The 26,017-nt window shown below is 71.9% G+C and carries 22 protein-coding genes; 6 read left to right on the top strand and 16 right to left on the bottom strand.

Annotated features, from left to right (window positions below; translation table 11 throughout):
• Positions 1–28 precede the first annotated feature (28 nt).
• Positions 29–1,021, top strand: coding sequence for an NAD-dependent epimerase/dehydratase family protein (locus ACWD38_RS00275; RefSeq protein ID WP_184479195.1), 993 nt, complete (start codon positions 29–31; stop codon positions 1,019–1,021).
• 363 nt (positions 1,022–1,384) lie between these two features.
• Here the strand turns inward: ACWD38_RS00275 and ACWD38_RS00270 are convergent, their stop codons facing one another.
• The 9 genes from ACWD38_RS00270 to ACWD38_RS00230 form a co-directional block, all read right to left on the bottom strand.
• A complete protein-coding gene (locus tag ACWD38_RS00270; RefSeq protein WP_450122985.1) occupies positions 1,385–2,521 on the bottom strand; it encodes a threonine synthase in 1,137 nt (378 codons plus the stop codon).
• A 119-nt stretch (positions 2,522–2,640) separates the two neighbouring features.
• A complete protein-coding gene (locus ACWD38_RS00265) occupies positions 2,641–4,158 on the bottom strand; it encodes an arylsulfotransferase family protein (RefSeq protein ID WP_246456784.1) in 1,518 nt (505 codons plus the stop codon).
• Positions 4,159–4,403: 245 nt separating this feature from the next.
• The gene (locus ACWD38_RS00260) at positions 4,404–5,066 is read right to left on the bottom strand and encodes a sulfotransferase family protein (protein WP_184479193.1); all 663 of its coding nucleotides are present in this window, start codon (positions 5,064–5,066) and stop codon (positions 4,404–4,406) included.
• Positions 5,067–5,128: 62 nt separating this feature from the next.
• Positions 5,129–6,415, bottom strand: coding sequence for a sulfate adenylyltransferase subunit 1 (locus ACWD38_RS00255; protein ID WP_450122984.1), 1,287 nt, complete (start codon positions 6,413–6,415; stop codon positions 5,129–5,131).
• Entirely contained in the window at positions 6,415–7,326 is a 912-nt protein-coding gene (gene cysD / locus ACWD38_RS00250) for a sulfate adenylyltransferase subunit CysD (protein WP_184479191.1), read from the bottom strand. The genes ACWD38_RS00255 and cysD overlap by 1 nt, the downstream gene beginning before the upstream one ends.
• Entirely contained in the window at positions 7,326–8,102 is a 777-nt protein-coding gene (locus tag ACWD38_RS00245) for a 3'(2'),5'-bisphosphate nucleotidase CysQ (protein ID WP_450122983.1), read from the bottom strand. The genes cysD and ACWD38_RS00245 overlap by 1 nt, the downstream gene beginning before the upstream one ends.
• Entirely contained in the window at positions 8,099–8,995 is an 897-nt protein-coding gene (locus tag ACWD38_RS00240) for a TSUP family transporter (RefSeq protein WP_184479189.1), read from the bottom strand. Before ACWD38_RS00240 ends, ACWD38_RS00245 begins: the two co-directional genes overlap by 4 nt.
• Positions 8,980–10,461 (bottom strand): adenylyl-sulfate kinase, encoded by a 1,482-nt coding sequence (gene cysC, locus ACWD38_RS00235; protein WP_450122982.1) that lies wholly within the window; start codon positions 10,459–10,461, stop codon positions 8,980–8,982. The genes ACWD38_RS00240 and cysC overlap by 16 nt, the downstream gene beginning before the upstream one ends.
• A gap of 164 nt (positions 10,462–10,625) precedes the next feature.
• Positions 10,626–13,577 (bottom strand): alpha-L-rhamnosidase, encoded by a 2,952-nt coding sequence (locus ACWD38_RS00230; protein ID WP_184479187.1) that lies wholly within the window; start codon positions 13,575–13,577, stop codon positions 10,626–10,628.
• A 419-nt stretch (positions 13,578–13,996) separates the two neighbouring features.
• Here ACWD38_RS00230 and ACWD38_RS00225 point away from each other — a divergent pair, with 419 nt between their 5' ends.
• The gene (locus ACWD38_RS00225; RefSeq protein WP_184479186.1) at positions 13,997–15,457 is read left to right on the top strand and encodes an MFS transporter; all 1,461 of its coding nucleotides are present in this window, start codon (positions 13,997–13,999) and stop codon (positions 15,455–15,457) included.
• 19 nt (positions 15,458–15,476) lie between these two features.
• Here ACWD38_RS00225 and ACWD38_RS00220 read toward each other — a convergent pair whose 3' ends face one another.
• Genes ACWD38_RS00220 through ACWD38_RS00205 form a run of 4 tightly spaced genes read right to left on the bottom strand, consistent with a single transcriptional unit; the run spans position 15,477 to position 18,004 of the window.
• Positions 15,477–15,734 (bottom strand): hypothetical protein, encoded by a 258-nt coding sequence (locus ACWD38_RS00220; RefSeq protein WP_184479185.1) that lies wholly within the window; start codon positions 15,732–15,734, stop codon positions 15,477–15,479.
• Positions 15,731–15,952 carry a non-oxidative hydroxyarylic acid decarboxylases subunit D gene (locus ACWD38_RS00215; protein ID WP_184479184.1) on the bottom strand — a complete coding sequence of 74 codons (222 nt, stop codon included), beginning with the start codon at positions 15,950–15,952 and terminating at the stop codon, positions 15,731–15,733. The genes ACWD38_RS00220 and ACWD38_RS00215 overlap by 4 nt, the downstream gene beginning before the upstream one ends.
• Before the next feature lie 30 nt (positions 15,953–15,982).
• Positions 15,983–17,407 carry a non-oxidative hydroxyarylic acid decarboxylases subunit C gene (locus tag ACWD38_RS00210; RefSeq protein WP_184479183.1) on the bottom strand — a complete coding sequence of 475 codons (1,425 nt, stop codon included), beginning with the start codon at positions 17,405–17,407 and terminating at the stop codon, positions 15,983–15,985.
• A 9-nt stretch (positions 17,408–17,416) separates the two neighbouring features.
• Positions 17,417–18,004 carry a non-oxidative hydroxyarylic acid decarboxylases subunit B gene (locus ACWD38_RS00205; RefSeq protein WP_184479182.1) on the bottom strand — a complete coding sequence of 196 codons (588 nt, stop codon included), beginning with the start codon at positions 18,002–18,004 and terminating at the stop codon, positions 17,417–17,419.
• 139 nt (positions 18,005–18,143) lie between these two features.
• On the opposite strand from ACWD38_RS00205, the gene ACWD38_RS00200 reads away from it, so the two are divergent.
• Positions 18,144–18,599, top strand: a complete 456-nt coding sequence (locus ACWD38_RS00200) for a MarR family winged helix-turn-helix transcriptional regulator (RefSeq protein WP_343071369.1) — start codon at positions 18,144–18,146, stop codon at positions 18,597–18,599.
• Positions 18,600–19,101: 502 nt separating this feature from the next.
• Entirely contained in the window at positions 19,102–20,859 is a 1,758-nt protein-coding gene (locus ACWD38_RS00195; protein WP_450122981.1) for a GAF domain-containing protein, read from the top strand.
• 291 nt (positions 20,860–21,150) lie between these two features.
• Here ACWD38_RS00195 and ACWD38_RS00190 read toward each other — a convergent pair whose 3' ends face one another.
• Positions 21,151–21,324: a hypothetical protein gene (locus ACWD38_RS00190; protein WP_184479180.1), complete on the bottom strand. Its 174-nt coding sequence runs from the start codon at positions 21,322–21,324 to the stop codon at positions 21,151–21,153.
• A gap of 370 nt (positions 21,325–21,694) precedes the next feature.
• Between ACWD38_RS00190 and ACWD38_RS00185 the strand changes: the two genes are divergently transcribed.
• On the top strand, positions 21,695–22,402 hold the full coding sequence (locus ACWD38_RS00185) for a response regulator (RefSeq protein ID WP_184479179.1): 708 nt from the start codon (positions 21,695–21,697) through the stop codon (positions 22,400–22,402).
• Between the two features lie 37 nt (positions 22,403–22,439).
• On the opposite strand, the gene ACWD38_RS00180 is transcribed toward ACWD38_RS00185, so the two are convergent.
• Both ACWD38_RS00180 and sfnG read right to left on the bottom strand, forming a co-directional pair.
• Entirely contained in the window at positions 22,440–23,681 is a 1,242-nt protein-coding gene (locus ACWD38_RS00180; protein WP_450122980.1) for an acyl-CoA dehydrogenase family protein, read from the bottom strand.
• 40 nt (positions 23,682–23,721) lie between these two features.
• Entirely contained in the window at positions 23,722–24,846 is a 1,125-nt protein-coding gene (sfnG, locus tag ACWD38_RS00175; protein WP_343071368.1) for a dimethylsulfone monooxygenase SfnG, read from the bottom strand.
• Positions 24,847–25,386: 540 nt separating this feature from the next.
• Between sfnG and ACWD38_RS00170 the strand changes: the two genes are divergently transcribed.
• Positions 25,387–25,872, top strand: a complete 486-nt coding sequence (locus tag ACWD38_RS00170; protein ID WP_184479176.1) for an NUDIX hydrolase — start codon at positions 25,387–25,389, stop codon at positions 25,870–25,872.
• Positions 25,873–26,017 lie beyond the last annotated feature (145 nt).

Genomic DNA, 26,017 nt, shown 5'->3' with positions numbered 1-26,017 from the left:
CGGAGCACGACGACTAGCGTCGTGGCCCGTGAACGATGAGAAGATCTTGGTCACCGGTAGCGCCGGGCACCTCGGCGAGGCGCTGGTCCGGAGCATCCGCGCGGAGGGCCGCGACGCGGTCGGGCTCGACGTCCTGGACTCGCGGTTCACCACCGCCACCGGGTCGATCACCGACCGGGAGGTGCTGCGCCGCTGCCTGGACGGCGTGACGGGCGTGCTGCACGCCGCGACGCTGCACAAGCCGCACGTGAGCTCGCACGACCGGCAGGCGTTCGTGGACACCAACGTCTCCGGAACCCTGGCGCTGCTGGAGGAATCGGCCGCGGCCGGGGTGCGGAGCTTCGTGTTCACCAGCAGCACCAGCGCGTTCGGCCGTGCGCTGACGCCCGCCGCGGACGAACCCGCCGCCTGGATCACCGAGGACGTGGTTCCGGTGCCGCGCAACATCTACGGCGTCACCAAGATCGCCGCCGAGCAGGTCTGCGAGCTGCTCCACCACGAGCTCGGGCTGCCGGTGGTGGTGCTGCGGACCTCGCGGTTCTTCCCGGAGGACGACGACCGGGACGAGGTGCGCGCCGCCTACGACGGGCTCAACACGAAGGTGAACGAGTTCCTGTACCGGCGCGTCGAGCTGCAGGACGCGGTGGACGCGCACCGCCTCGCGTTGGCGCGGGCGCCGCAGCTCGGGTTCGGGCGCTACATCGTCAGCGCCACTCCCCCGTTCGCACCGGAGGACCTGGCTCAGCTGCGGTCCGACGCGCCCGCGGTGGTGCGGCGGCTGTTCCCGGACCACGTGGCGGAGTTCGCCCGCCGCGGCTGGCGCATGTTCCCCGGCCTGGACCGGGTGTACGTCAACGACCGCGCCCGCGCCGACCTCGGCTGGACCCCCCGGTTCGACTTCCGCCACGTGCTCGACCTGGTCCGCGCCGACGAGGACATCCGCAGCCCGCTGGCCCGCGCCGTCGGAGCCAAGGGCTACCACCAGCACCCCCACGGCGTGTACACGACCCGTTCCCGGTGAGGTGTGATCACGCGCAACCGGCATCACGGCGGGTTCTCGGCGGCCTCCGCGCGAGAACAGCGAATTCGCTGCGCGTCGAACACGCACGAACAATCGATCCCGCAACGAAAACGCCGCTGACCACCTGCCTTTGCTCTCGCCCTTCGACGTGAGCAGCGTTCGTGGTCGTTGTTCTGTCAGCGGCGAAGCCGCTGAGCAGCGACCAGCTTGAGCAAGAAGACCACCCGCGGGTTCTCAGCTGCTTCCTCGCTAGGACAGCCTTTTTCCTCGTGGCGGAGCCACTTGGAAAAATGATCCCGCAGCGAGGAAGCAGCTGAGGTTCCGCCACCCGACCCCTACCCGGGCCAGAACAAAGAAGGATTCTCAGAGGCCCTTGAAGGGATGAGCCGTGGCGAGCAGGACCGCGGTCTCGCCGGGGGCGATGCGGTCGTGCAGCGAGTGCAGTGCGGGCAGCACGATCGCGCTGGCGCCTTCGAGCAGGATGCCGTTGCGGGCCAAGCCGATCCGGGCCTGCTCGACGCCGGTGTCGACGACGACGGGGACGCCCCCGGTGTCCTCCAGGACCCGCAGCGCCTGCAGCGTCGTGGAGTCGCCGCCGATGGACGGGGTCGCGGCGGCGTCGCCCGCGAAGGAGTTGCGCACGTCCGCCCCGGCGCGCACCGCGCGCAGGCGCGGGAACGGTTCGACCAGGTGGATGCGCGGGCAGGGCCGGTCGTGGCGCCGCGCGCTCTCGCGCAGGCCGAGGTAGGCCCCGTAGGCGAGATCGCCGCGTGCGGTGGGCAGCAGCACGTGGTCCGGGACCCGTCCCAGCTCGTCGACGATCTCCCACCCGATGGGCCGCATGGCGTCAACGCCGTAGGGGCTGCTGCCCACGACGGGGCGCGCGTAGTTCGTCACCGGCAGCCGCGCCGGGTCGGCTCCGTGGTCGCGCACGAAGTCCCAGCGCTGCTCGGCGCTGTCGAACACGTGCAGCCGGGCGCCGGTGTCCCGCACCGCAGCGCTGATCGCGGCGGGCACCTCTCGGGTGACCGCGAGGTCGCAGCCGAGTCCGTAGGCCGCGGCGTAGGCGGCCAGCGACACGGCCGCGTTGCCGGAGGAGGCCGCCACCACCGACTCGTACCCGGCCGCGGCGGCACGGCCCACCGCTCCCCAGCTGAAGCGGTCCTTGTGCGAACCGGTGGGGTTGGCGGACTCGTTCTTCACCCACACCTCGACGCCGTCCGGGGCGAGCCCGGCGGGCAGCGGGAACAGCGGCGTGGCGCCTTCGCCGAGGGTCCGCGCCCCGGTCAGCGCGAGTTGCCCGACGGGGTCGCCGTCGTAGCGGCAGCGCAGGTTCGCCGGGAAGCCCTGCTCCAGGCAGCGCGGGCAGCCCGCGGTGTGGTCGGCCACCGGGTAGGCCCGTTCGCAGCGCAGGCACACGAGGTCGGTGAGGCGGTCGTTCATGACGACCTCGGAGGCGGGAGTCCCCGCGGGGGCTGCATGGGGCATGCGCGTGCTCACGATCGGTAGGGCGGGTCGACGGGCTCCCGCACACCTTATGAGCCGCGTCGTCGGCGCGTTCCCGCCTGCCGTCCGGTCCGCGACCCGGCCGCACCCCGGCCGGGTCGCGGACCGCCGCGTCAGCTGACCGCGACCGCGGGGGAGGTGCCGAGCACCGCGCCGTCGCGGTCGAGCGCCTGCACGCCGACGAACGCGGCGCCGCCGGGGACGTCCACCTTGGTCTCGAACCCGGCGCGCTCGGCGTCCTGCACCGGGGTCAGGTTCGCCTCGTCCGGGCCGGTCAGCACCCGCCAGCCGGCGACCTCGGTCGCGCCGTTCCAGCTGGCGTACACGCTGGTCACGCCGTCGCCTGCCTGCCCGGCCACGGCGGGCGCGTCGAGCGGCCTGCCGACCCACGCCGACCGGAACGAGCGGTAGGAGGTGATGGAATCGACGAACTTGCCGTGGAACAGCGCGGTCCCGTTCTCGTCGAACTCGGTGAAGTACGGCTCGCCGCCCCATCCGACGAAGAGGTGACCGTTGGCGAGGACCTGCGTGTTGCCCTGGTTCGGCGCGAGCAGCCCTTCGGGGCTCTCGTTGCTGCGCACCACTTCCGCGGTGCGCGCCGTCTCGTCCACGGCGAGGGTGAGCGCGCGGGACTTCCCGCGGCCGGGTGCGGCGGCGGCGTTGTCGAACAGGCTGATGACGCCGTCGGCCTGCCGCCGGCAGTCGTGCTGCCAGGCGAAGGGCGCGTCGGTCCCCATCACGAAGTCGCTCTTCTTGCCGTTGAGCCGCCAGTTGACCTCGCCGGTGGCGCGGTCGATCCGGTACACGGCGTGCGTGCAGCGGGCCGAGACGAGCAGCGCGTCACCGTCCTCGCAGACCGCGTTGAGGTGGATGTAGTCGAACCACTCCTCCGGGTCCTTCGGCACGGGGTAGAAGGATTCGTCCAGCGTCACGTGCTCCAGGCTGCGCCACTCGAACACGAGGTCGCCGGTGGCGATGTCGATCTCCTGGATGACGCCTTCGAGGACCTTCGAGTCCGGCGCCCCGCCGACGGGGGTGGTGTCGGCGCGCACCTCGGAGTAGACGATCACCAGCGCGGTGCCGCGCGGGGTGATCACGAACTCGTGCATGTCGCCCTGCAGGCCGTTGGCCGGGCTGACCTCGGCGATGCGCTCGTAGTTCTCGTCGAGCACCACGAACCGGCCCTCTCCGAAGCCGGGTGGGATGTGGATCGCGCCCTCCCAGAAGGTCAGCACCGGTTTCTCCTGGTACTGCTGGACCTTCATGTCGGCGATGACGCCCTCGGCGGGCCGGGAGAACCACACCGGCTGACCGAGGTCGTCCATGATCAGCGCGCCGGGCTGGAAGTCGGCTCGCGGGGCGGGGGCCGCCGCGTTGAGCTTGTTGGCCCCGGCCGGGGTGAGCAGCACGTAGCCGGGTTCGACGCCGGCGGCGGGGGTGCTGATCTCCACCTGCGGCGGGTTCAGGTCGGGGCGGCTCACGAAGGTGTGGCCCGCGAGGGTCCCGGCGCGCGGCGCGGCGGCGGCGACCGCGGCGGTGCCGGTGCTCACGAGCGCGGGCACGGCGGCTGCAGCGGCCATCATGCGCAGCACGCTGCGCCGCCCCACTGCGGGGTCGGGGGTGGTCGTCATCGGTCGGCTCCTCGGAATTTCGGTGACGTGCTTGAAAACCGGCCGCGCGGGAAGGGTGCACGCGGGTGCCGTCGTCGCAGCGGAGGGGCCGCCGCGCGGTGACGAGCACTGGCGGGTTCTCGGCCGCCTCCTCGCGTGGGCGGCGATTCCTCGTGCGGCGGCGCCGCTCGTGAAATCGCTCCGCCGCGAGGAGGCGGCCGACGTGCGCTACCCGTTGCCCTGCGCGACCAGGTTTCGAAGCCTTCTCAGGCGGTCGTGAACGGTGAGGGGAACCTGCCCTGGGACTGCACCTGCTCCGCGAGGTCGCGGATCGAGGCGCTGTCGTTGATGTGCGGGAAGTCCTCGGCGGGCACGTCGACGCCGAAGAAGTCGCACAGCGGCTCCCAGCCCTGGCCGACCTGGTACTCCAGCAGCCGGTCGGCGGGCACGGCGGCGCGGACCTCGGCGTTGTGCCGTTCGAAGACCTCGATGGCGTGGGCGCGGTCCTCGAACCGGCCGTCGAAGGTGCCGTTCCAGATCATCCGCTCGATGGTGGGGCGCAGCTTCGTGGTGAACGCGTCGTCGGCGTCGCCGGGCGGGTCCTGCACGAACTGGTAGATCGTGTTGTAGGTGCTGTCGTACCAGCGCTCCGGGTCGCGCGTGGTCAGCAGGACCTTGGCGTCGGGGTAGGCCGCCATCAGTTCCCGCCAGAACGTACAGCCAGGCCAGTCCACAGTGGACTTGTAGCCGCCGAGGACCTGGTCCCAGTCGACCGGGCCGTCCAGGGCGCGGGCCCAGTCCTGCATCCGCTCGGGTTCCGCGATGACCTCGAACATGTGGTAGCACGGCCCGAAGCCGAGGTGCTCCAGCGCCGACTTGATCGACGCCGTTCCGGTGCGGCCGAACCCGGCCCCGATGATCTTCACCATGGTGTTGCTCCTTGTTGTGCTCGCCCGAGCGGTCGGGCCTTCCCGCTGTCCCCAGCGCGCGGTCAGCGCGCCTCGGTGATCATCACCGCGCCGACGGTGGCGTGCGTGGACTCGTCGATCAGCAATCCCCCGCCGGTGAGCCGGTTGCGCTCGTAGGGGTCGCAGAACACCGGCTGCGCCAGCCGCAGCCCCACCTCGCCGATGTCGTTGAGCCCGAGCTCCCGCGCCGGATCGCGTCGCAGCGTGGTGACGTCGACCTGGTGGTGCACCTCGGTGACCACGGCCTTGACGGTTCGCGTGGTGTGCTTGAGCAGCAGCCGCGCGCCCGGCCGCAGCGCGGACTTCGCGCTCATCCAGCACACCCGCACCGACAGCTCGGTGGCCGCGGCGGGCGCGACGTCCGGCGCGCACAGCAGATCACCGCGGCCCACGTCGATCTCGTCGGCCAGCCGCACCGACACCGACTGCGGCGCCCGCGCCTCCGCCAGCGCGCCGTCGGCGGTGTCCACCGAGGTCACCCTGGTGCGCAGCCCGGAGGGCAGGTGCAGCACCTCGGCGCCCTCGTGCACCCGGCCACCGCTGATCTGCCCCGCGTAGCCCCGGTAGTCCTGCCCCTGCGCGCGGATCACGTACTGCACCGGCAGCCGGAAGTCGCCCGCCGACCGGTCCTCGTCGATGTGCACCTGCTCCAGGTGCTCCAGCAGCGCCGGGCCGTCGTACCACGGCATCTCCGCGGACCGGTGCACCACGTTGTCGCCGCGCAGCGCCGAGATCGGGATGGCCGCGACGTCGCGCAGCTCCAGTTCGTCGGTGAAGCGCGCGAACTCCGCGGTGATCTCGTCGAACACGCCCTGGTCGTAGCCGACGAGGTCCATCTTGTTCACCGCCAGCACCAGCCGCGGGACCCGCAGCAACCCGGCCAGCACGGCGTGGCGGCGGCTCTGCTCGGTGAGCCCGTTGCGGGCGTCGACGAGCACGATCGCCAGGTCCGCGGTGGACGCCCCGGTGACCATGTTCCGGGTGTACTGGGCGTGGCCCGGGGTGTCGGCGATGATGAACGCCCGGCGCGCGGTCTCGAAGTAGCGGTGCGCCACGTCGATGGTGATGCCCTGCTCGCGTTCCGCGCGCAGCCCGTCGGTGACCATCGCCAGGTCGAGCACCTCGTCGCCGCGTTCCTTGCCCGCCAGCTCCAGCATCTCCAGCTGGTCGGCCAGCAGCGAGCGGGAATCGTGCAGCAGCCTGCCGATCAGGGTGCTCTTGCCGTCGTCGACGGCACCGGCGGTGGCGAACCGCAGCAGGCTGTCGGCGGGCGCGAAGACCTGCTGCTCGGCGTCGGTGGACAGGCTCATCAGAAGTATCCCTCTCGCTTGCGGTCCTCCATCGACGCGGCGCTCGCGCGGTCGTCGGCGCGGGTCTGGCCGCGCTCGGTGACCTTCGTGGCGGCGATCTCGGCGATCACCTCGGCGACCGTGGCCGCCGTGGAGGGCACCGCGCCGGTGCAGGTCATGTCGCCGATGGTGCGGAACCGCACGGACTTCTCCACCAGCGGCTCGTCCGGGTCGCGGTGCACGAACGGGTTGTCGGCGAGGTACATGCCGTCGCGTTCGAAGACCTTGCGCCGGTGGGCGAAGTACAGGCCGGGCAGTTCCACCCCGTCCTGGTCGATGTAGGTCCAGATGTCTCGCTCGGTCCAGTTCGACAGCGGGAAGGCGCGCACGTTCTCGCCCGGCGAGATCAGCCCGTTGTAGAGGTTCCACAGCTCCGGGCGCTGGTTGCGCGGATCCCACTGGCCGAAGGCGTCCCGGAACGAGAGCATCCGCTCCTTGGCCCGCGCCCGTTCCTCGTCGCGGCGGGCCCCGCCGAACAGCGCGTCGAACCGGTGCTCGCCGATGGCGTCGAGCAGCGTCACCGTCTGCGCGCGGTTGCGGCTCGCGCCGCGGCCTTCCTGCTCCACGACGCGCCCGGCGTCGATGGAGTCCTGCACGGAGGCCACGACCAGGCGCACGCCGAGCTCCGCGGCCCGGCGGTCCCGGAACTCCAGCACCTCGTCGAAGTTGTGGCCGGTGTCGACGTGCAGCACCGGGAACGGGATCGGCGCGGGCCAGAACGCCTTCTCCGCGAGCCGCAGCAGCACGGCCGAGTCCTTGCCGCCGGAGAACAGCAGCGTGGGCCGGTCGAACTCGGCCGCGACCTCGCGGATCAGGTGCAGCGCCTCGGATTCGAGGATGTCCAAGCGGGACAGTGCGGGTTCGGCGGGCATCACGAGCTCCCCTCGGGACGGGTCGCGGCCGAGCGGGACAACGCCGTCAGCAGCGGCTCGGCCAGTTCCGCACGGCACACCAGCAGGTCCGGCAGCCACGGGTCGGGCCGGTCGTAGACGAGCGGGGAACCGTCGAGGCGGCTGGTGTGCAGCCCGGCGGCGCGGGCGACGCCGATGGGGGCGGCGCTGTCCCACTCGTACTGGCCGCCCGCGTGCACGTAGGCGTCGACGTCGCCGAGGACGACGGCGGCGATCTTCGCGCCCGCCGATCCCATCGGCACCTGTTCCGCGCCGATGGCGGCGGCGACCTCGCCGACGAACTCCGGCGGGCGGCTGCGGCTCACCGCGACGCGCGGCGCGCCGGCCCGTTGCGCGGGCGGCTTCGGCGGCGCGCCGGTGTCGAGGACCAGCCCTCTGGCGGGCAGCGCGACGGCGGAGGCGAGCACGTCGTGGCCTTCGGCGAGCGCCACGTGCACGGCCCAGTCGGTGCGGCCCGGCTCGGAGAACTCCCTGGTGCCGTCGAGCGGGTCCACGATCCACACCCGGCCCGCGGGTTCCCGCGCGGGCCCGGCTTCGCCGTGCTCGGAGAGCACCGCGTCGTGCGGGCGCTGCGCGGCTAGGGCGTTCACCAGCAGTTCGTGCGCGGCGGCGTCGCCCTCGTCGCCGAGGGTTTTGCCGTCCACTTCGGACTGTCTGCGCTCGCGGAGCTCCAGGAGGCACTGACCCGCCTCGTTCGCCAGCCGCGCGGCGAGTTCGTGATCATCGTCCGCCTTCACCCGGTTCCTCCTTCTGCGCCGGCGTCGATTCGGTCTCCCGCCGGGGCCGGCGCCCGATCGCGGGAGAACTTCCCGGACGTCGTGATCGCCGCGGCCAACGCGACCACCGTCCCCAGTGCGGCGGCCAGGACCGCCCCCAGTCCGAGCAGCATCGAGCCGGTCACCGCGAGCATCCCGCCCAGCAGCACCCGCACCGGCCGGTCCGGGATGCGCGCCGACAGCAGTGCGCCGGCGAGCACGCCCGGCAGCGAACCGGCCAGCAACGACCCGACGAGTCCGAAGTGGACCTCACCGTGCAGCAGGTGCCCGAGCGCCGCGACCAGCACCAGCGGGACCGCCTGGACGAGGTCGGTGCCGACCAGCCGGGCCGAGCTCATCGCCCGGTCGAGCAGCAGCAGGCACACGATGACGATCGAACCCGAGCCGACCGAGGTGGTGCCGACGATGAATCCCGCGACCGCGCCCAGCAGCACCGTGGGCACCGGCCGCACCCGCGGCCCGCCGCTCGCGCTGCCACGACCGCGGTCCAGGTACATCCGGACCACCAGGGTCGCCGCGGCCAACAGCACCGCCACGGCGCTGACCGCCTTGAGCACCGATCCGGTGCCCGCGCCCAGCGATCCCGCCAACACCGAGCCGACCGCCGCGCAGGGCAGCGAACCGAGGCACAGCAGCCCCACCGTCGGCAGGTGCACCGTGCGGCGGCGCAGGTGCACCGCGGCGCCCACCGGTTTCATCACGGCGCTCGCGACCAGGTCCGTGGACACCGCGGCCAGCGGCGGCACGCCGAACACCAGCGTCAGCAGCGGCATGGTGAGAGCTCCGCCGCCCATCCCGGTCAGTCCGACCAGCAACCCGGTCAGCAGACCGGTCAGGGTCACTCCCAGGTCCACGACCCCACCCAGCCCCGCTCCCGCAGCAGCGCCACGACCCGGCCGACGGCTTCGTCCTGGGACAGTCCGGAGGTGTCGAGCACCAGGTCGGCGTCGGCGGGTGCCTCGTAGGGCGCCGACACCCCGGTGAACTCGGGCAGCGCACCGGCGCGGGCCTTGCGGTACAGGCCCTTGCGGTCGCGGCGTTCGCACTCGCCGAGCGGGGTCGCCACGTACACCAGCACGAACCCGCCGCACTCGGCGACCATCCGGCGCACCGCGTCCCGGTCGTCCTCGTAGGGCGCGATGGGCGCGCAGATCGCGGCGCCGCCGTGGCGGGTCACCTCGGAGGCCACGAAACCGATGCGCCGCACGTTGCGGCTGCGATCGGCGGCGGAGAACCCGAGGCCCTCGCACAGGGTCCGGCGCACGACGTCCCCGTCGAGCAGCGTCACCGCCCGGTGGTCGTGCTGGCTGAGCACGTCGCGCAGCGCGCGGGCCAAGGTGGACTTGCCCGCGCCGGAGAGCCCGGTGAACAGCACCGTGAACCCGCGCCGGTTCAGCGGCGGGTGCAGCCGCCGCTGCTGCTCGGCGATCTCCGGGGTGGTGAACCAGGACGGCAGCGGGGCACCGTCGTCCAGGCGGGCGCGCAGTTCGGCGGTGCTCAGGCCGCCGCTGCCGGGCCCGATGCCGGCGCGGGTCCAGCGGTCCTCGGAGTCCCGGAGCATCTCGGGCGGTTCGACCACGGGGATCGGGCAGCCGTCCACCTGCCGCTCGGTGATCAGGTGGGTCGCGCCGTAGGCGGCGGCGACCTGGGCGGCCAGCGCCGCATCGCCGTCCGGGTCGGCGCGGCGCGCCAGCGGGACCGGCACGATCGTGGTGCCCGCCGGGAGGTGCGGGCGGGCGGCGAGCAGGGCCTGCACCAGGATCTCCGGTCGCGGCCCCGTCATCCGCGGCAGCAGCAGCACGTGCGCGTCGAGTTCGGCGGCGAGTTCGCGGACCTGCGCGAGTTCCCGATGGTGCAGCGGCTCGTCCGCCACCAGCCCGAGCACCGGGCCCGCGGGCAGTCCCGCCCGGACCTCCGCGGCCGGGGGGCGCATCCGGCGCAGCGCTCCACCGGGTGCGGCGGCCGGGCGCAGCGGACCGGAGACGTGGCAGGTGGTGCCGTCGGACCAGGGGGCGATGTTGCGCAGCAGCGCGACCGGGGCGCCCTCGGCGTCGCGCAGTTCGATCTCGTCGGCGGTGGCGACCTCGGCAGGGACCGGCAGCGTGATCGGCGCGGGCCACGGCGTCCCGTCGCTCAACCGCCGCCGGGTGCGCACCGATTCGGCCTCGGCCGCGTCCAGGAATCCGCCCAGCGGCGGGAAAGCACCGTCGAGCAGCAGTTCCACATCGGACAGCTCAGCGGGTTCGGGCACCCAGCCGAGGACCGTCACGTCCTCGGCGAGGTCGTCCGAACATTCAGGCTCCGCTCTGTTCGCGCTCACACGCACCTCTGTCCGCTGTTCGGGGCCGACTGGATCCATACCGTGGCCGAGACGACCGTGCGGGAGAACCCCGGTGACCATTTCTCGCCAGATCGCGTTATTCCCACCACGGTTGGATCAATTCCACCGCAACTGCGGGTGAATTCCGGCATTGCTCGCGAAATTCACCGCTCCTCCCCCGCGTCCGCGCGCGGGAGCGTCGAGCGGAACGTGCGCACCCCCGGCCCCACCTCGAAGATCCCGCGGCCGTCCCGAATCCGGCTCGCCCCGGCGATCCGGCCGGGCACGTGCACCTGCGCCGTGGTGTTCGGCGGAATCCGCACGGTGAGGGTGAATTCCCGGCCGTCGCGGCGCCAACGGGACTCGACGCGCCCGGCCGGAGTGGTGTAGTGGCCCTCGACCCAGCGCAGTTCGCCCACCACCTTCGGCCGAATGCGCAGCGTCCGGAACCCGGCGGACCCCGCCGCCTGGGTGATCCCGGCGAGTCCGGTGTGGAACCACTCGTCGAGCTGCGTGAGGATCATGTGGTTGAGCGAGTTCCGCATGTCCCACTGCTCCGGGATCGTCGTGAGCCCGCCCGGATTCGCCGCGGTGTCCCGCAGGAACGCCCCGTAGCTCGGTTCCGCGTCCTGCCGGGACACCTCCCACAGCACGTCGTCGCGGTCGGCGTCGCGCAGCGCCCGCACCACCGGGCCGAGCCCGAGGTGCCCTGCGCGCAGGTGCGGGCCGTCCGGCGTGCGGATCCGTTCGACCAGGGCCGCAAGCACCCGCTCGCGTTCGGCCGAAGGCACGATACCGGCGTCCAGCGGCATCGCCTGCGCCGCTTGCGTCGCGCCCGCCTCGGTGCCGTCCCCGCTGTAGCGGCCGAGCTCCGGGACGTAGAACCGCCGGTGGAACGCCGCGGCGATCTCGTCGGCGAGCTCCCCGAATTCCCGGGAATCCGCGTGATTCCCCAGAATTCGCGCCATCTCGGCCAGCGATCGGGCCGTGGCGTGATAACCCCACGTTCCGGTCAGTTCACCGGAGGTCTCCTCCGCGGCGACCCAGTCTCCCAGCTCCCCCGTCACCAGGTTCGCGTGCGCCTTGCGACGGCGCAGGTAGTCGAGGAAGCCCGTCATGTTCGGGTAGTGGTCCGCCATCGTGCGGGTGTCGCCGTAGATGCGGTGCAGCAGCCACGGCACCAGCACGATCGCGTTGCCCCAGTTCACCTCGTCGCCGAACGCGCCCTGGTAGCCCCAGTCGTAGACGGGGGCCTTCAGCGCCACGTTGCCGACGTCCGGCCCGCGGCCCGCTTGGCCCTCGGCGAGGTGGCGCTGCATCGTCGGCAGGTACGCGGCGAGGTCGAAGTGCCGCGACAGCACCCCCATCGGATGCGTGTAGTCGGCGCCGTAGGCCAGCTTCTCCCGTCCCGGGCAGTCGGTGAGCACCGACATCAGGTTGGACGCCACCGAGAAGTGCGCCATCCGGTGCAACCGGTCGAGGCGTTCGTCGGAGGTGCGGACCGCTCCGGCGCGCGGCGCGTCCGCCCGCAGCTGCAAGCCCAGCACCTCGGGCCGCACCGGAGCCGTGACCTCGACGAACCTCATCGCGAAGTACTGGAACGACGGGCGCCACCGCTCCCCGCGCGGCAGGCCGCACGCCGTGTAGGTGTGCAACACGTCGGTGCCGCGCTGATCGTTGCGGATCGAGGTCTGGTCCACGGTGCCGTCCGGGTGCAGCGACTCGCCGGGCCGCAGCGTCACCACCGTGCCCGGCGGCACCGGCGGCAGCCGCAGCTGCGGCCAGCCCGCGATGTTCTGCCCGAGGTCGAACACCCAGCGGCCGGGCGACACCTCGTGCACCGCGACCGGCCGCCACTCGCGGACCACGCGGACCGGCGGGGCCTGGCGCCACACGAGTTCCGTGGTGCCGTTCGGCGGGGTGGTGCGGACCGCGTCGACCCAGCCCGTGGGCGTGCCGTCGCGGCGCGGCGCGGACGCGGAATGATCGGCGCCCGGCAGGTCCCAGCCGGGCTGTTCGCGGCGAGCGTCGTGGTCGGTGCCGGAGAACCAGTTGTCGGTCACCACCGGCCCCAGCGCGACGCGCCAGTCCGGCCCGCTGACCACCGCGCTGCACCCGTCCGGGCCGGTGATCTCCAGCCTGGCGAGCAGCCGGGGCGAGACCGCCGCGCCCGCGGTCGGTTCCCACTCCGCGACCGGATCGCCGGAGCCCACCACCGGGGCACCCGCCGGATGCCCGTGCTCCAGCGGCGGGGTGATGATCAGCCCGCGGGCGTCGACCGCCGCGATCTGCCTGCTCTCCCAGCACTGCCGGGTACCGACGGTGACGGAGCTCCCGACGTGGTGCGCCGCGGGTTCGGCCACTCGGATCCGGTCGGCTCCCGGGTGCACCGGCACCAGCAGCGCACCCGTGGCGGGTTCCTCGCTCGTCCACCACGAGTAGGGGTCGCGCGCGCCGCCGTTGGTGCCGTGCCGGTGCACGTGCGCGGTGCCGTGGCCGAGCGCGACGCCCAGGGTGTTCTCGCCGTCGTGCAGCAGCTCCGTCACGTCGTGCACCCGGTGTTCCGCGGAGCGCTGGTAGTTCGAGTTGCCCGGCGCCAGCACCTCGTCGGTGACGGGCCGCCCGTTGAGGGTGACGACGTGGACGCCGAGCCCGCACACGTGCAGCCGCGCCCGGCTCACCGGCGCCCGCGCGGTGAACGACCGCGCGAAGATCGGCAGCGGATCACCGGGTTCCCGTTCGGGGTGGGCGATCCAGCTCGCCTCGGCCCAGTCGCACCGGGTGAGCAGCCCCAGCTCCCAGTGGGACCAAGCGCTCCACGTCGACCAGCGGTCGTGCTCGTCGCGGACCCGCACCCGCCAGCGGAGCCGTTGCCGGGCGCCGGGTTCCGGCCCGGCGTAGCGGACCTGGGCGAGGCCGGACTCGACGATCCCGGTGTCCCACCAGACCGCGCCGTCCGGATCGGTGACCACCACGTGGCAGGCGGTCTGCACGCCGCCGGGTTCGTCGTCCTCCGGTACGAAGGACCAGCTGAGCACCGGCGCGAGGTCGTCGACGCCGAGCAGCGGCCCCGGCCGCCCGTCGATGCGCGGGTTCTCCGGGCGGATTCCGGTCATCGGCCACTCCAGCACATCGCCCCACCGGTCATCGCCCAGTGTTCTACGCACCACCACGCCCGCCGTCAATCGTCCACAATGGATAAACACGGCTCGCCCGGGCGGCCGGATGGCGAAACCCGCCTATCGTTGATCTTGCCCTGGGAGCGACGTTGTTGTCTTTGTCCTGTCAGCGGCGAAGCCGCTGAGCAGCGACCAGCCAGAGCAAGCCGACCACCAGCGGGTTCTCAGTTGCTTCCTCGCGAGGACAGCTTTTTCCCTCGTGGCGGAGCCACTTGGGAAAAAGATCCCGCAGCGAGGAAGCAACTGAGGTTCCGCCACCCGACCCCTACCCAGGCCAAGAACAGTGCCGGTAAGAGTGCGGACACCTATTCTCGGTGGGTCGAGGAGGTTCCAGTCCAGCTCCTGGAGAGGACCGCATGAGCAGCCCGGATCCCACCGCGTCCATCCCGCTGGCCAGCAGCGCCGGCCGGTGGATCATCGTCGGCACCATCCTCGGTTCCGGAGTGGCGTTCCTGGACGGCTCGGTGGTGAACGTGGCGCTGCCCGCCATCGGGCGCGACACCGGCGGCGGGTTCGCCGTCCTGCAGTGGGTGCTCGACGCCTACCTGCTCACGCTGAGTTCGCTGCTGCTGCTCGGCGGCGCGCTCGGGGACCGCTACGGCCGCCGCCGGGTGTTCCAGGCCGGGCTGGTCGTGTTCACCGCCGCCTCCCTCGGCTGCGGGCTCGCGCCCAGCGGGGAGGCGCTGATCGTGGCGCGACTGGTGCAGGGCGTCGGCGGTGCACTGCTGGTCCCCGGCAGCCTCGCGCTGATCAACTCCACCATCGCCGCCAACGACCGGGGCCGCGCCGTGGGCACCTGGGCCGGGCTGACCGGGGTGTCCTCGGCGCTGGGACCGTTCGTCGGGGGCTGGCTCGTCGACGCGGTGTCCTGGCGCTGGGTGTTCTTCATCAACGTGCCGCTGGCCGCGGTCGCCCTGTTCGTCACCGCCAAGCACGTGCCGGAGACGCGCAGCGGTCGCGCGGGAACACCCGACCTGGCCGGGGCGGGCAGCGTCACGCTCGGACTCGCCGGTGCGATCTACGCGCTCATCGAACTGCCCGCGCGCGGCTGGAACCCGCTCACCGTCCTCGCGCTGGCCGCCGGTGTCGCCGGGCTCGTCGCGTTCCCGCTGATCGAACGCCGCACCCGGGACCCGATCCTGCCGCTGAACCTGTTCGCCTCGCGGCAGTTCACCGGCGCGAACCTCACCACGTTCACCGTCTACGCCGCGCTCAGCGGCGCGTTGTTCCTGCTCTCGCTGCAGCTGCAGCAGACGCTGGGGTATTCGGCGCTGCGCGCCGGGGTGGCTACCCTGCCGATCACCGTGATCATGCTGCTGATCTCGGGCCGGATGGGGGCGCTGGCCCAGCGCACCGGGCCGCGGTTGCCGATGACGATCGGCCCCTTCGGTTGCGCCGCCGGGCTGGCGCTGATGACGCTGGCGGTGCCGGGTTCCAGCTACCTCACCGGCGTGCTGCCCGGTGTGGTCGTGTTCGGTCTCGGCCTGTCGATCACCGTCGCGCCGCTGACCTCCGCCGTACTGGCCTCCGTGGAGCAGGATCGCGCCGGGGTGGCCTCCGGGGTGAACAACGCGATCTCCCGGCTGGCCGGGCTGGTCGCGGTGGCGGTGCTGCCGCTGGTGGCGGGGATGACCGAACCAGGCGGCACCGTCGGTGCCGGGTTCGGGCTCGCGATGCTCATCTCGGCGGCGGTGTGCGCGCTCGGCGGCGTGCTGTCCTGGTTCACCATCGGCACGCGGCGCGTCGAGGTGGAGCCGCTGCCCCTCCCCGGCCTCAACCACGCCTGCCAAGACCCCTGCACCCGCGAACGCACCTGAGCGCCCCACCGCGGGCTCGTCACAGCACGCGGTCGAACGTCCACTGGTGCGGCGGCCGGGCCGCGAGGTGCGGCGGAGGTTCCGGCAGCACCGGTGCCTCCGCTGCCGCGAAGTGGGCGATGAGCACCACCCGTTGCTGCTCCGACCGGTACAGCCGCACGTCGCGGCAGCCTGCCGCGCGCACGGCGGGCACGGCGTGCTCCCGCGCCCAGTCGAGCAACCGGTGCTGCTCGCCGGGCACGACCCGCACCTCCCACATCAGCGCGACCTCGTTCATGAGCGCAGCGGCGGGATCGCGGGCATCTCGGAGGCGGCGTCGATGTCGCGCTGCGTCATGCGGAACGCCTCCGGGTACGACTCCCGCTCGGTGCGGCGGGCCGGTTCGGTGCTGCGCCAGAAGTAGCGGCACCGCTCGCAGCGCCACACCTCCCACACGCCCTCGACCGGCGACACGGCTTGCCTGGTCAGGTCCTCAGCGGCACAACGCGGGCACATCGGGCACTCCTCTCGTTCGGCGACGTCGCATCACTTCTCGCGCAGCAGGGTCCGCAGCTTCTCCACCCACCGGCCGGTTTCGGGCAGGTCCCGGACGGGCTGGCCGTAGTGGCCGCGCACGTCGGGGGCGACGGGCGTCGTCGCGTCGATCACCAGCTTGTTGCTGATGCCGGAGGGCTGCGACCCCGGATCGAGCTCCACGACCGACATGTTCGGCAGGTTCACCAGGTCGCTCGCCGGGTTCACCTTCGTCGACAGCGCCCACATCACCTGCGGCAGGTCGAACGGGTCCACGTCCTCGTCGACGACGATCACGACCTTCGTGTAGCCGAGCCCGTGCGGGGTCGTCATCGCCCGCAACCCCACCGCGCGGGCGAATCCGCCGTAGCGCTTCTTCGTCGACACGATCGCCAGCAGCCCGTGGGTGTACATCGCGTTGACCGCCTGCACCTCGGGGAAGTCCGCGCGCAGCTGCTGGTACAGCGGCACGCAGGTCGCCGGGCCGATCAGGTAGTCGATCTCGGTCCACGGCTTGCCCAGGTAGAGCGATTCGAAGATCGGACCGGTGCGGAACGAGATGCGGTCGATGCGCACCACCGGCATGTTCCGGCCGCCGGAGTAGTGCCCGGTGAACTCGCCGAACGGCCCTTCGATCTCCCGCTTTCGCCCCACGACGACGCCTTCCAGCAGGACCTCGCAGCCCCACGGCACGTCGAACCCGGTCAGCGGGCCGGTCGCGATGGGCGCCGGTGCGCCGCGCAAGGCGCCCGCCATCTCGTACTCGGACTGCTCGTAGCCCAGCGGGGTGCCGCCGACGACGGTGAGGATCGGGTCGTTGCCGAGCGCGATGGCCACCGGCAGGTCCTCGCCGCGCTCCTCGGCCTTGCCCAGGTGCAGCGCGATGTCGTGCATCGGCACCGGTTGCAGGCCGAGCTCGTTACGGCCGGTGACCTCCATCCGGTACACGCCGACGTTCTGCTTGGCGAAGTTCTCCGGATCGTCCGGGTCGCGCGAGACCACGGCGGCCTTGTCCAGGTAGAAGCCGCCGTCGCCGTCGTTGAGCCGGAACAGCGGCAGCACCTCGAACAGGTCCACCTCCGCGCCTTCGCGCGAGTTCGCCAGGAACGGCGGATCGGCCCGGCGTTCCGGCGGCACCGGGAAGTCCTCCCAGCGCCGGATGAACTCCTGGACCTGCTCGCGGGTCGAGGTCGTCGGCGGCAACCCCATCGCGATCGCGTGGTTCGCCCAGGAACCGTGCGCGTTGAGCGCGATGCGCGCGTCGGTGAACCCGGTGACGTCGTCGAAGTACAGCGCGGGCGCCCCTTCGCCGAGCCGCGAGACCGCGTTGGCCGCCGCGCCGAGATCGGGCTCGGGGTCGACCTGCTCGGAGATCCGCAGCAGCTGCCCCTGCTCGTCGAGCGCGTCCAGGTAGGACCGCAGGTCGTCGTGGGCCACTTCTCCTCCTCAGGGTCGGTCGCCGCGGCGGGCTTCGGCGAGCCCGTTCCAGCGGCGGGCGCCGGGCATGGGCAGCTCGAACTGGTCGAGCACCCGCGCCACGACGTGGTCGAGCACGTCGCTCACGGTTTCCGGGTGGTCGTAGAAGGCGGGCATCGGCGGCACCAGGACCGCTCCCATCCGGGAGAGCGCGAGCATGTTCTCCAGGTGGATCTCGCTCAGCGGCGTCTCCCTGGGCACCAGGACGAGCTTGCGCCGCTCCTTGAGCACCACGTCGGCCGCGCGGCCGACGAGCCCGTCGGCGTAGCCGATCCGGATGCCCGCGAGGGTCTTCATGCTGCACGGCACGATCACCATGCCGTCGGTGCGGAACGAACCGGACGAGATCGACGCGCCCTGGTCACCGGATCCGTGCACCACGTCGGCGAGCTCGGCGACCTCGCGCGCGGTGTGTCCGGTCTCCAGCTCGATCGTCGTGCGCGCCCAGCGGCTCAGCACCAGGTGCGTCTCCACGCCGGGCTGCTCGCGCAGCGCGCGCAGCAGGCGGACTCCGAGCGGCGCGCCGGTGGCCCCGGTCATCCCGATGATCAGCCGCACGCCGCCCTCCATTCGTTCGTATGCGAACGTTCGTGTACAGACTACCACTGGTCGCGGCGAGGTCCCGAGATAACGACCTCCCCGATGGCACTGATCTCGTAGGATGCGAGCCCACCGACCCGCCATCGAGGAGTGCGTTGTGCAGCTGGAAAACGCGGTGTTCCACCTGATGCGCCGAGTCATCCAGGACCACGGCGCGCGCTGGCAGGCGCGGTCGCCCGAGCTCACCAAGCCGCAGTACGCCGCGCTCACGGCGATCGACGAGAGCCCCGGCATCGAGCAGGCCGCACTGGGCAGGCGGGCGGCGATCGACAAGGCGACGCTGGCCGCGATGCTCACCCGCCTCGAACAGCGCGGCCTGGTGGTGCGCAGCGTCGACCACTACGACCGCAGGCGCCGCCAGCTGGAGCTGACCGCCGACGGCCGCCGCGTGCTCCGCGACACCACCGCGCTGGCCGACTCGATCAACAGCGGGATGCTGGACCGCCTCAGCCCGGAAGAGTCCGACCGCCTCCGCGAACTGCTCGCCAAGCTCGCCGCCGACGACTCGGGCGAACTGGCCCCACCCCCGGAAGGTTCCCCGGCGCCCGCCTGAGCACGGATCTTCATCCTCGGTGTCCCGCGAGCGCTGCGGCAATGACCCGGCACGCAGCCGGGCCGACCGCGGGTTCTCACGCGCGGATGGCGATTTCGCGGTACAGGGAAGAGAAATCGATCCCGCAGCGAGGAAACCGCCGAGAGACTCCCCCGCCCTCCCCTGCTCAGGGTCAAGATCAAAGGCAGGGTCCGAGCCACCGCCACGCGCCCCTGCGCAGGCCGACCCGGGACCCCCTCTAGAACGACTAGCTGGCGACGGAACGGTCGGTCACACTCGGGTCATACGCTCGACCCCGCGCCGACGGCACGCGGCCGGCACACCGAGCACAGGCACGTCCTCCGCGGGCACGACTGCGGGCTCCGGCATCGCGGCTCGCGCCCTCCGACGATCCGGCACGAGCTCGGCCGCCGGCCCCACTCCCCCAGCCGCCCGGCACCCGGACGAGCGGCGCGTCCCTCCCGGAAACGCCGCGCGCTCCGCCCACACCGATGGATCAGCGATGTCCGATGCCTCCCGTCCCGACCCGGTCACCGACCGGCTGCAAGAGGTGGCCTCCACCCTCGGCGACCTGCGGCTGGACGAACTGCTGGGCGAGCTCCAGGAGCGGCTGGCCCGGGTGGTCAGCACGCGGGACCGGATGCAGGACCTGCTGGACGCGGTGCTGGCCATCGGCACCGAGCTCGACCTAAACACCACGCTGCACCGCATCGTGTCGGCCGCCGCGGAACTCGTGCAGGCCCGCTACGGCGCGCTCGGGGTGCTGGGCCCCGGCGGGGAGTTCACCCAGTTCGTGCACGTCGGCATCGACGCCGGCACGGCGGCCCGGATGGGGCCGACGCCGCGCGGACGCGGCCTGCTCGGCCAGGTCACCCGGGACCCGCGCCCGCTGCGGCTCGCGGACCTCGCCCAGCACCCGGCGTCGATCGGCTTCCCCGAGGGGCATCCGCCGATGCGGAGCTTCCTCGCGATCCCGATCCGGGTGCGCGACGAGGTGTTCGGCAACCTGTACCTGACCGAGAAGCTCGACGGCGGCGAGTTCGGCCAGGACGACGAGGTGGTGCTGCGGGCGCTGGCCGCCGCGGCCGGGGTGACGGTGGAGAACGCGCGGCTGTTCGACCAGGCCCGGCTGCGGCACCGCTGGTTGCAGGCGTCCAGCGAGATCACCACGGAGCTGCTGTCCGGCGTCAGCACGGCCGATGGCCTGCGCCTCATCGCGCAGCGCGCGATGGAGATCTCCCGCGCCGACTGCGCGCTGATCGTGCTGGCCCGCCACGGCACCTCCTCCGGGCAGGCCCGGGTGGAGGCGGTCGCCGGGGAGGCCGACATCGAGGTGGGAATCCCGGTGAGCACGGACGGCCCGGTGCTGGCCAGCCTCACCGGGGACACCCCGGTGTTGGAGGCCGACGTGTCGGCGGCCCCGGTCAACGGGCTCAAGCACGTGCTGCCCGGCTACGGTCCGGCGCTGGCGGTGCCGCTGCACTCGGGCGAAGCGGGCGCGGGCGCGGTGATCGCGTTGCGCCGCAAGGACAGCAGGCCGTTCGGGCCGGGTCAGGTCCCGCTGCTGGCCTCGTTCGCGGACCAGACGGCGATCGCGTTGGAGCTGGCCGCGAAGAACCGGGCGCAACGGCAGCTCGACGTGTTCGGCGACCGGGATCGGATCGCCCGCGACCTGCACGACCACGTGATCCAGCGGTTGTTCGCGACGGGCCTGAGCCTGCAGGGGACGTTGCGCCGCGCCACCGACACCGACGTGCGGCGCCGGTTGCAGCAGTCGGTGGAGCAGCTCGACGACACGGTCCGCGAGATCCGCACCGCCATCTTCGACCTGCACTCGGCTCCGGAGGCCGACGATCCGGTGAGCCTGCGCCGCCGGTTGCTCGACACGGTGGCGGACGCGAGCAGCGGGGCCGGTTTCACCCCGGCGGTGCGGATGTCCGGCCAGATCGACACCGCGGTGCCCGCGGCGTACTTCGAGCACGCGGAGGCGGTCGTGCGGGAAGCGGTCACCAACGCGCTGCGCCACGGCGAGGCCACCGCGATCACCGTGTCCATCGACACCGGCACGGACCTGACGATCGAGGTCCGCGACAACGGCCGCGGACTCGGCGCCGGCTCGTCCGGGAACGGCCTGCGGAACCTCCGCGACCGGGCGGTCCAGCTCTCCGGGACCCTGGAGCTGACCGACGCGGACCCGACGGGAACCCTGCTGTCCTGGCGCGTCCCCCTGCTCACGCCCCCCGAACCGGACCCCACCTGACCCCCGGTCGAACCTGCTTCAACCTCCCGCAATTTCGCGAGAGATCACCGAGCCCCGCAGGCCCGCAGTGATCACCAGCGCGAAGTGTCCTCACTGGTCACGGCACCTTTTCCAAGGGCGCACCAGGCTCCGTTCGGGTGCGAACTTCTTTCGATTTCTCGCGAAATCGCGAGGAATCCGACACGCCGGAGTGGGCGCGGTCCGTCCGGAGTGGGCGGTTCGGTGGTGCTGGTCGCCGATGGGCGTCCCGGGCGGGTGCGGGGGTGCCTCGTGGCGCCGGGGCCGGGTGTTTCAGCCGCCCAGCCAAGTGGCGACGAACTTCGCGACGCGGCTGACCCGGCGCACCTTCGGCTCGGTGCCCGCGACGCCGTGGATCTCCCAGTGCTGACCGCACTCCGGGCACGTCCACGGACCCAACCGGCTCGCGTCCGGCTCGCACGGATGGCCCCGTCGTCCTCGCCGCATCCCGCCGCCCCTCCAACCCCGAGTGCCGCCGCGACCGCAGGGGCCCGCGACGATGATCAGCACCGATGACACCACAGCGCAGCGAGAGTCGGAACCACTCCCGGCCCCGGTCATCCGACCGGGGGTGGGACCTTTGACCGTGTTACGCGGTGTGTCCGTTTCGTACCCTCGAACAGGTGAAGAGAACTGGGGGCGACCGTGGTCACCACGCGGGACGGGAGACGGTCGGATGACGACGCGCAGGAGCACCACCACCGGAGTGCGGATCAGCTGACCCGCCGCAACCGAGCGACGCGGGAGCCGCGGCGCTTAACCTGGGGAAAAGGGGGTCAGGCACTCGCGCACCGCGGGTGGAAGCGGGGGCTGCGGCATGGACACGACCGACGACGTCCCGGAGGCACCGGGCACCACCGAGGCGCGCGACGGGGGCGGCGGGCAGACCCGCATCGCCCTCGTCGACGACCACGAAGTGGTGCGCCGCGGCATCGCCGACCTCCTGGAGGACGAATCCGACTTCACGATCGTCGCCGAGGTCGGCACGGTCCGGGAGGCGCTGGTGCGGTTGCCCCCGGCGCGCCCCGACGTGGCGGTGCTGGACGTGCGGCTGCCGGACGGCAACGGCATCGAGCTGTGCCGGGACCTGCTGTCGGTGCTGCCGGGCGTGCGCTGCCTGGTGCTGACGTCGTTCTCCGACGACGAGGCACTGCTGGACGCGATCATGGCCGGCGCCTCCGGCTACGTGCTCAAGCAGGTGCTGGGCTCCGACCTGCGCTCCGCCATCCGCGAGGTAGCGGCCGGGCGGTCGCTGCTGGATTCCAGCACGGCCACCGCGGTGCTGGAACGCCAGCGGCGCAAGCACGCCCAGGACGACCCGCTGCGCGGGCTCACCGAGCAGGAGCGGGCCGTGCTGGAGCTCATCGGCGCGGGCATGACGAACCGGCAGATCGCCGAACGGATGTTCCTCGCCGAGAAGACGGTGAAGAACTACGTCTCGCAGCTGCTCTCGAAGCTCGGCATGCAACGCCGCACCCAAGCGGCGGTGCTGGCCACCGAGATCCGCCAGTCCAGGCCCGGTTGAGCGAACGGGGCCCGGACCGGCGGGACGAGCGGTCCGGTCACGTGTACCAGGTCGGCTCGGGGATCTCACCGAGCAGCGTGTAGCGGCCCACTTCGACGCGCTTGTACGCCACCGGGTCGTGCAGCGAGTGGGTGCGCAGGTTGCGCCAGTAGATGTCCAGGCCCGTCGAGTTCGACGTGGCCCGCGCCCCGGTCACCTCGAAGATCTTCGTGGCGATCTCCAGCCCGGTGGCCACGATCCGCTCCTTCGCCGCGGCGATGAGCACCGCCGCCGCACCGCGCTGCTCGGCCGTCACGCTCGCCCGCTCCGCGTGCAGCAGCCCTTCGATGCGCTCGCCGGCGCGGTCCACCAACGCCTCCGCCGCCCACAGCTTCGCCTGCAGATCGCCGTAGGCGTCGAGGACGTAGAACTCCTCGGTGGCGCTGTCCTTGTCGTCCCCGCCGAACGGCCAGGCGCGGGTCTTCTCCTTCGTGTAGGAGGTCGCCGCGTCCAGCGCGCCCTGCGCGATGCCGAGGTAGAAGTTCGCGAACACCAGCTGGATCGTGGGCGTGTTCAGCGTGTTGTAGACCAGCGGCTGGAACTCCTTGTCGACGTACCCGGCCGCCGACGCCCACGGCACCCGCACCCCGTTGATCTCGACGCTGCCGGATTCGGTGAGCCGCTGGCCCAGGTTGTCCCAGTCGTCGCCGTAGACGATGGCCTCCTGGTCGGAGGGCACGATGGCGAAGATGTGCTTGTCGGTGCCCTCCAGCACGCCTTCGAGCACGGTCAGGTCGGAGACCTTGCTCCCGGTCGAGAAGGACTTCCGCCCGGTGTAGACGATCTCGTCGCCCTCGTCGGTGATGACCACGTCGGAGTCGCGCGGGTTGACCGCGCCGCCGAAGAACAGGTCGCTCTCGGTGTAGAGCCGTTCCACGGCGTCGATCTGGGCGTCGGTGCCGACCAGGCGCACCGCCCACGCCCACAGGTAGTGGTAGCCGAGCAGCTGGCCGATGGAGCCGTCGCCCTTGGCTACCTCGCGGATCACCTCGTAGGCGGTGCTCCAGGTCTGCCCGCCGCCGCCGTGTTCGACGGGGCCGAGCAAGGTGACCAGCCCGGATTCCTTGAGCAGCCGGACTTCGGCGTGCGGGGTGGCGCCCGCGCGGTCGCGGGCGACGGCGTCGGTGGCCAGCAGCGCCGCCACGTCCTGCGCCCGTTCCAGCCAGCCCTCCCTGGTGCCGGGCCGCTGTCCCCAGCGCCCGGCGGTGTCGTTGACGGTATCGGCCTCAGTGGTGCTCATGTGCGTTTCTCCTTGCTGTGCGGGGAAGGAATCAGGTGCTTCAGGAGACGCCGATCGGGTCGCCGGTGCGGTCGAGGTCCGCTTCCAGCTCGCGGACGATGGGCAGCACGTGCTTCCCGAAGTGCTCGACGTCTTCGAGGTAGTGCAGGAATCCGAGCAGCAGCAGGTTCGCGCCGCGCTTCTTGTACTCGATGATGCGGTGCGCGATCTGCTCCGGAGTACCGATCAATCCGGTGCGGAATCCGTCGTTGTACTGGACGAGGTCGGCGAATTCGGAATCCGCCCACATTCCCTTGCCGTCGGAGGTCGATTTCCCGGCTTGGCGCACCGATTTCCGGAATCCTTCGACGGCGTCCACGTCGGCCTTGTCGACGATCTCCTTGAGCACGGCCTTCGCCTCGGATTGCGTCTCCCTGGCGATGAGGAAACCGTTGAGCCCGAAGCGCACGGTGCGCCCGTTGGCCGCGGCCCCTTCCCGGACATCGGCGACCTGCTCGCTGAATCCGTCGAAGTCCTTGCCGTTGCTGAAGTACCAGTCGGAGACGCGCCCGGCCAAGGTGCGCGCCGCCGAGGAATTGCCGCCCTGGAAGATCTCCGGGTGCGGCCGTCCCGGAACGTCGAACGGCTGCGGACGCAGGCTGAAATCGCGGATCTGGTAGAAGTCCCCGGCGAGGTCGAAGTTCGACTCCGTCCACAATCCGCGCAGCACCCGGATGAATTCCTCGGTGCGCCGGTAGCGCTCGTCGTGCTCCAGCCACGGCTCGCCGAGGCCGGTGAACTCCTCCTTGAGCCAGCCGCTGACGATGTTCACCGCGAACCGGCCTTCGGAGAGGATGTCCGCGGTGATGCCGAACTTCGCCAGGATCGCCGGGTGCCACAACCCCGGGTGAGCGGCCACGATGAGCTTGAGCCGCTCGGTCGCCAACAGCAGTCCGAGGCTGAACGCCGCCGGGTCGTGCTGCTGCGCGGCGCCGTAGCTGGAGGCGTAGCGCACCTGGCTCAGCGCGTATTCGAATCCGCTTCGTTCGGCGAGCACCGCGAGTTCCTTGTTGTACTCGAATCCGAAGTTCGTGCGCTGTTCGATCTTGCTGGTGACCAGGCCACCGCTGACGTTGGGCACCCAGTAGGCGAATTTCAGCGGCTCGGCAGGGCTGTCTGCGGACACGTTCGTCTCCCGTCGTGGAGCAGGCGGCGCGAGCGGTGCGCGGGAAGGATTTCCGGGCATCGCGGGGAAAGGGGAACCGGACCGTCGAACATCGCCGGTCCGGATTCGGATCGGCGGAAACGGCCGAGTGGAACGGGAACGCCGGGCGGGGCCGCGCGGTGCGGCGCCCGATCGGCGATCACCGGAGAGGAAAGGAACTGATGTCGCCTCCGAAACGAGGCGCGACGATCAGATCAGCGACGACAGCCCTGCGCGCCGACGCGGGCGAAATCCACGTGGCGCCTTCTGGTCAGTCTGGTCGCGATGAACACCATTTCATCCGACCAGAGCACCGGAATGGTGTCAACAGCGCAACGGGGCGGTTCCACTCATCGGACACCCGTCACCGTTCGATCCACAGTGGATGATCGACCGACCGGATCGGGCGGTCGTGGAGATCTCCGCGCGGCGAAGCGCGACTTGCCGCCCCGCGCCCGGTAACGTGATCGGTTCGATCATCGGCGGACGCCCCGCCGGGAGACGCAGGAAGGGGATCCCGCCATGGCCAAGTTCACCTGGCACACCCGCGCCGTCCCGAAGGGCCTACCCGTCCGCCAGGTGTACGGCTTCCTGTTCGCACCGGACGGACGGGTGCTGATCCGGGTGGACGGCGCCAAGCACTCGCTGCCGGGCGGTCGCCCGGAACCGGGCGAGTCCGCCTACGTGGACATCCTGCGGCGGGAGACCTACGAAGAGGTGACGCTGGACATCGCCGAGCCGCACTACCTCGGCTACCAGTGCGTCGACGACGGCTTCGCGCCGTACGCGCAGGTGAGGATGGTCGCCGAGATCAGCGGCGTGCACCCGCCGGAACCGGACCCCGACAACGGCCGCACCTACCTGCGGCTGCTGGTGCACCCCGGCAAGGCCGGAGACCTGCTCAACTGGGGCGAGACCGGCCACCAGCAGGCCTCGGCCGCCGCGAACGCGGCCATCGGCGTGCTCGGACTCCCCCACGAGGGCCTGCCGGAAAGCGGCTACCTCTGAGGAGTCCTCGCCGTCCCCGCGCGCACGAGCGGCCGCGCGACGGCGACCGGTACCCCGGCCGCGAGCACCCGGTGACCGCGGCGGCGCTGGACACGATCAGCACCCTCGCGCAGGACCTGCTCCCGCAGTCGCGGTGAGGCTCGCG

Source organism: Saccharopolyspora sp. NPDC002578, from assembly GCF_053592695.1.
The sequence above is the reverse complement of the archived record's forward strand: the minus strand, read 5'-3'. Positions and strand labels throughout refer to the sequence as shown.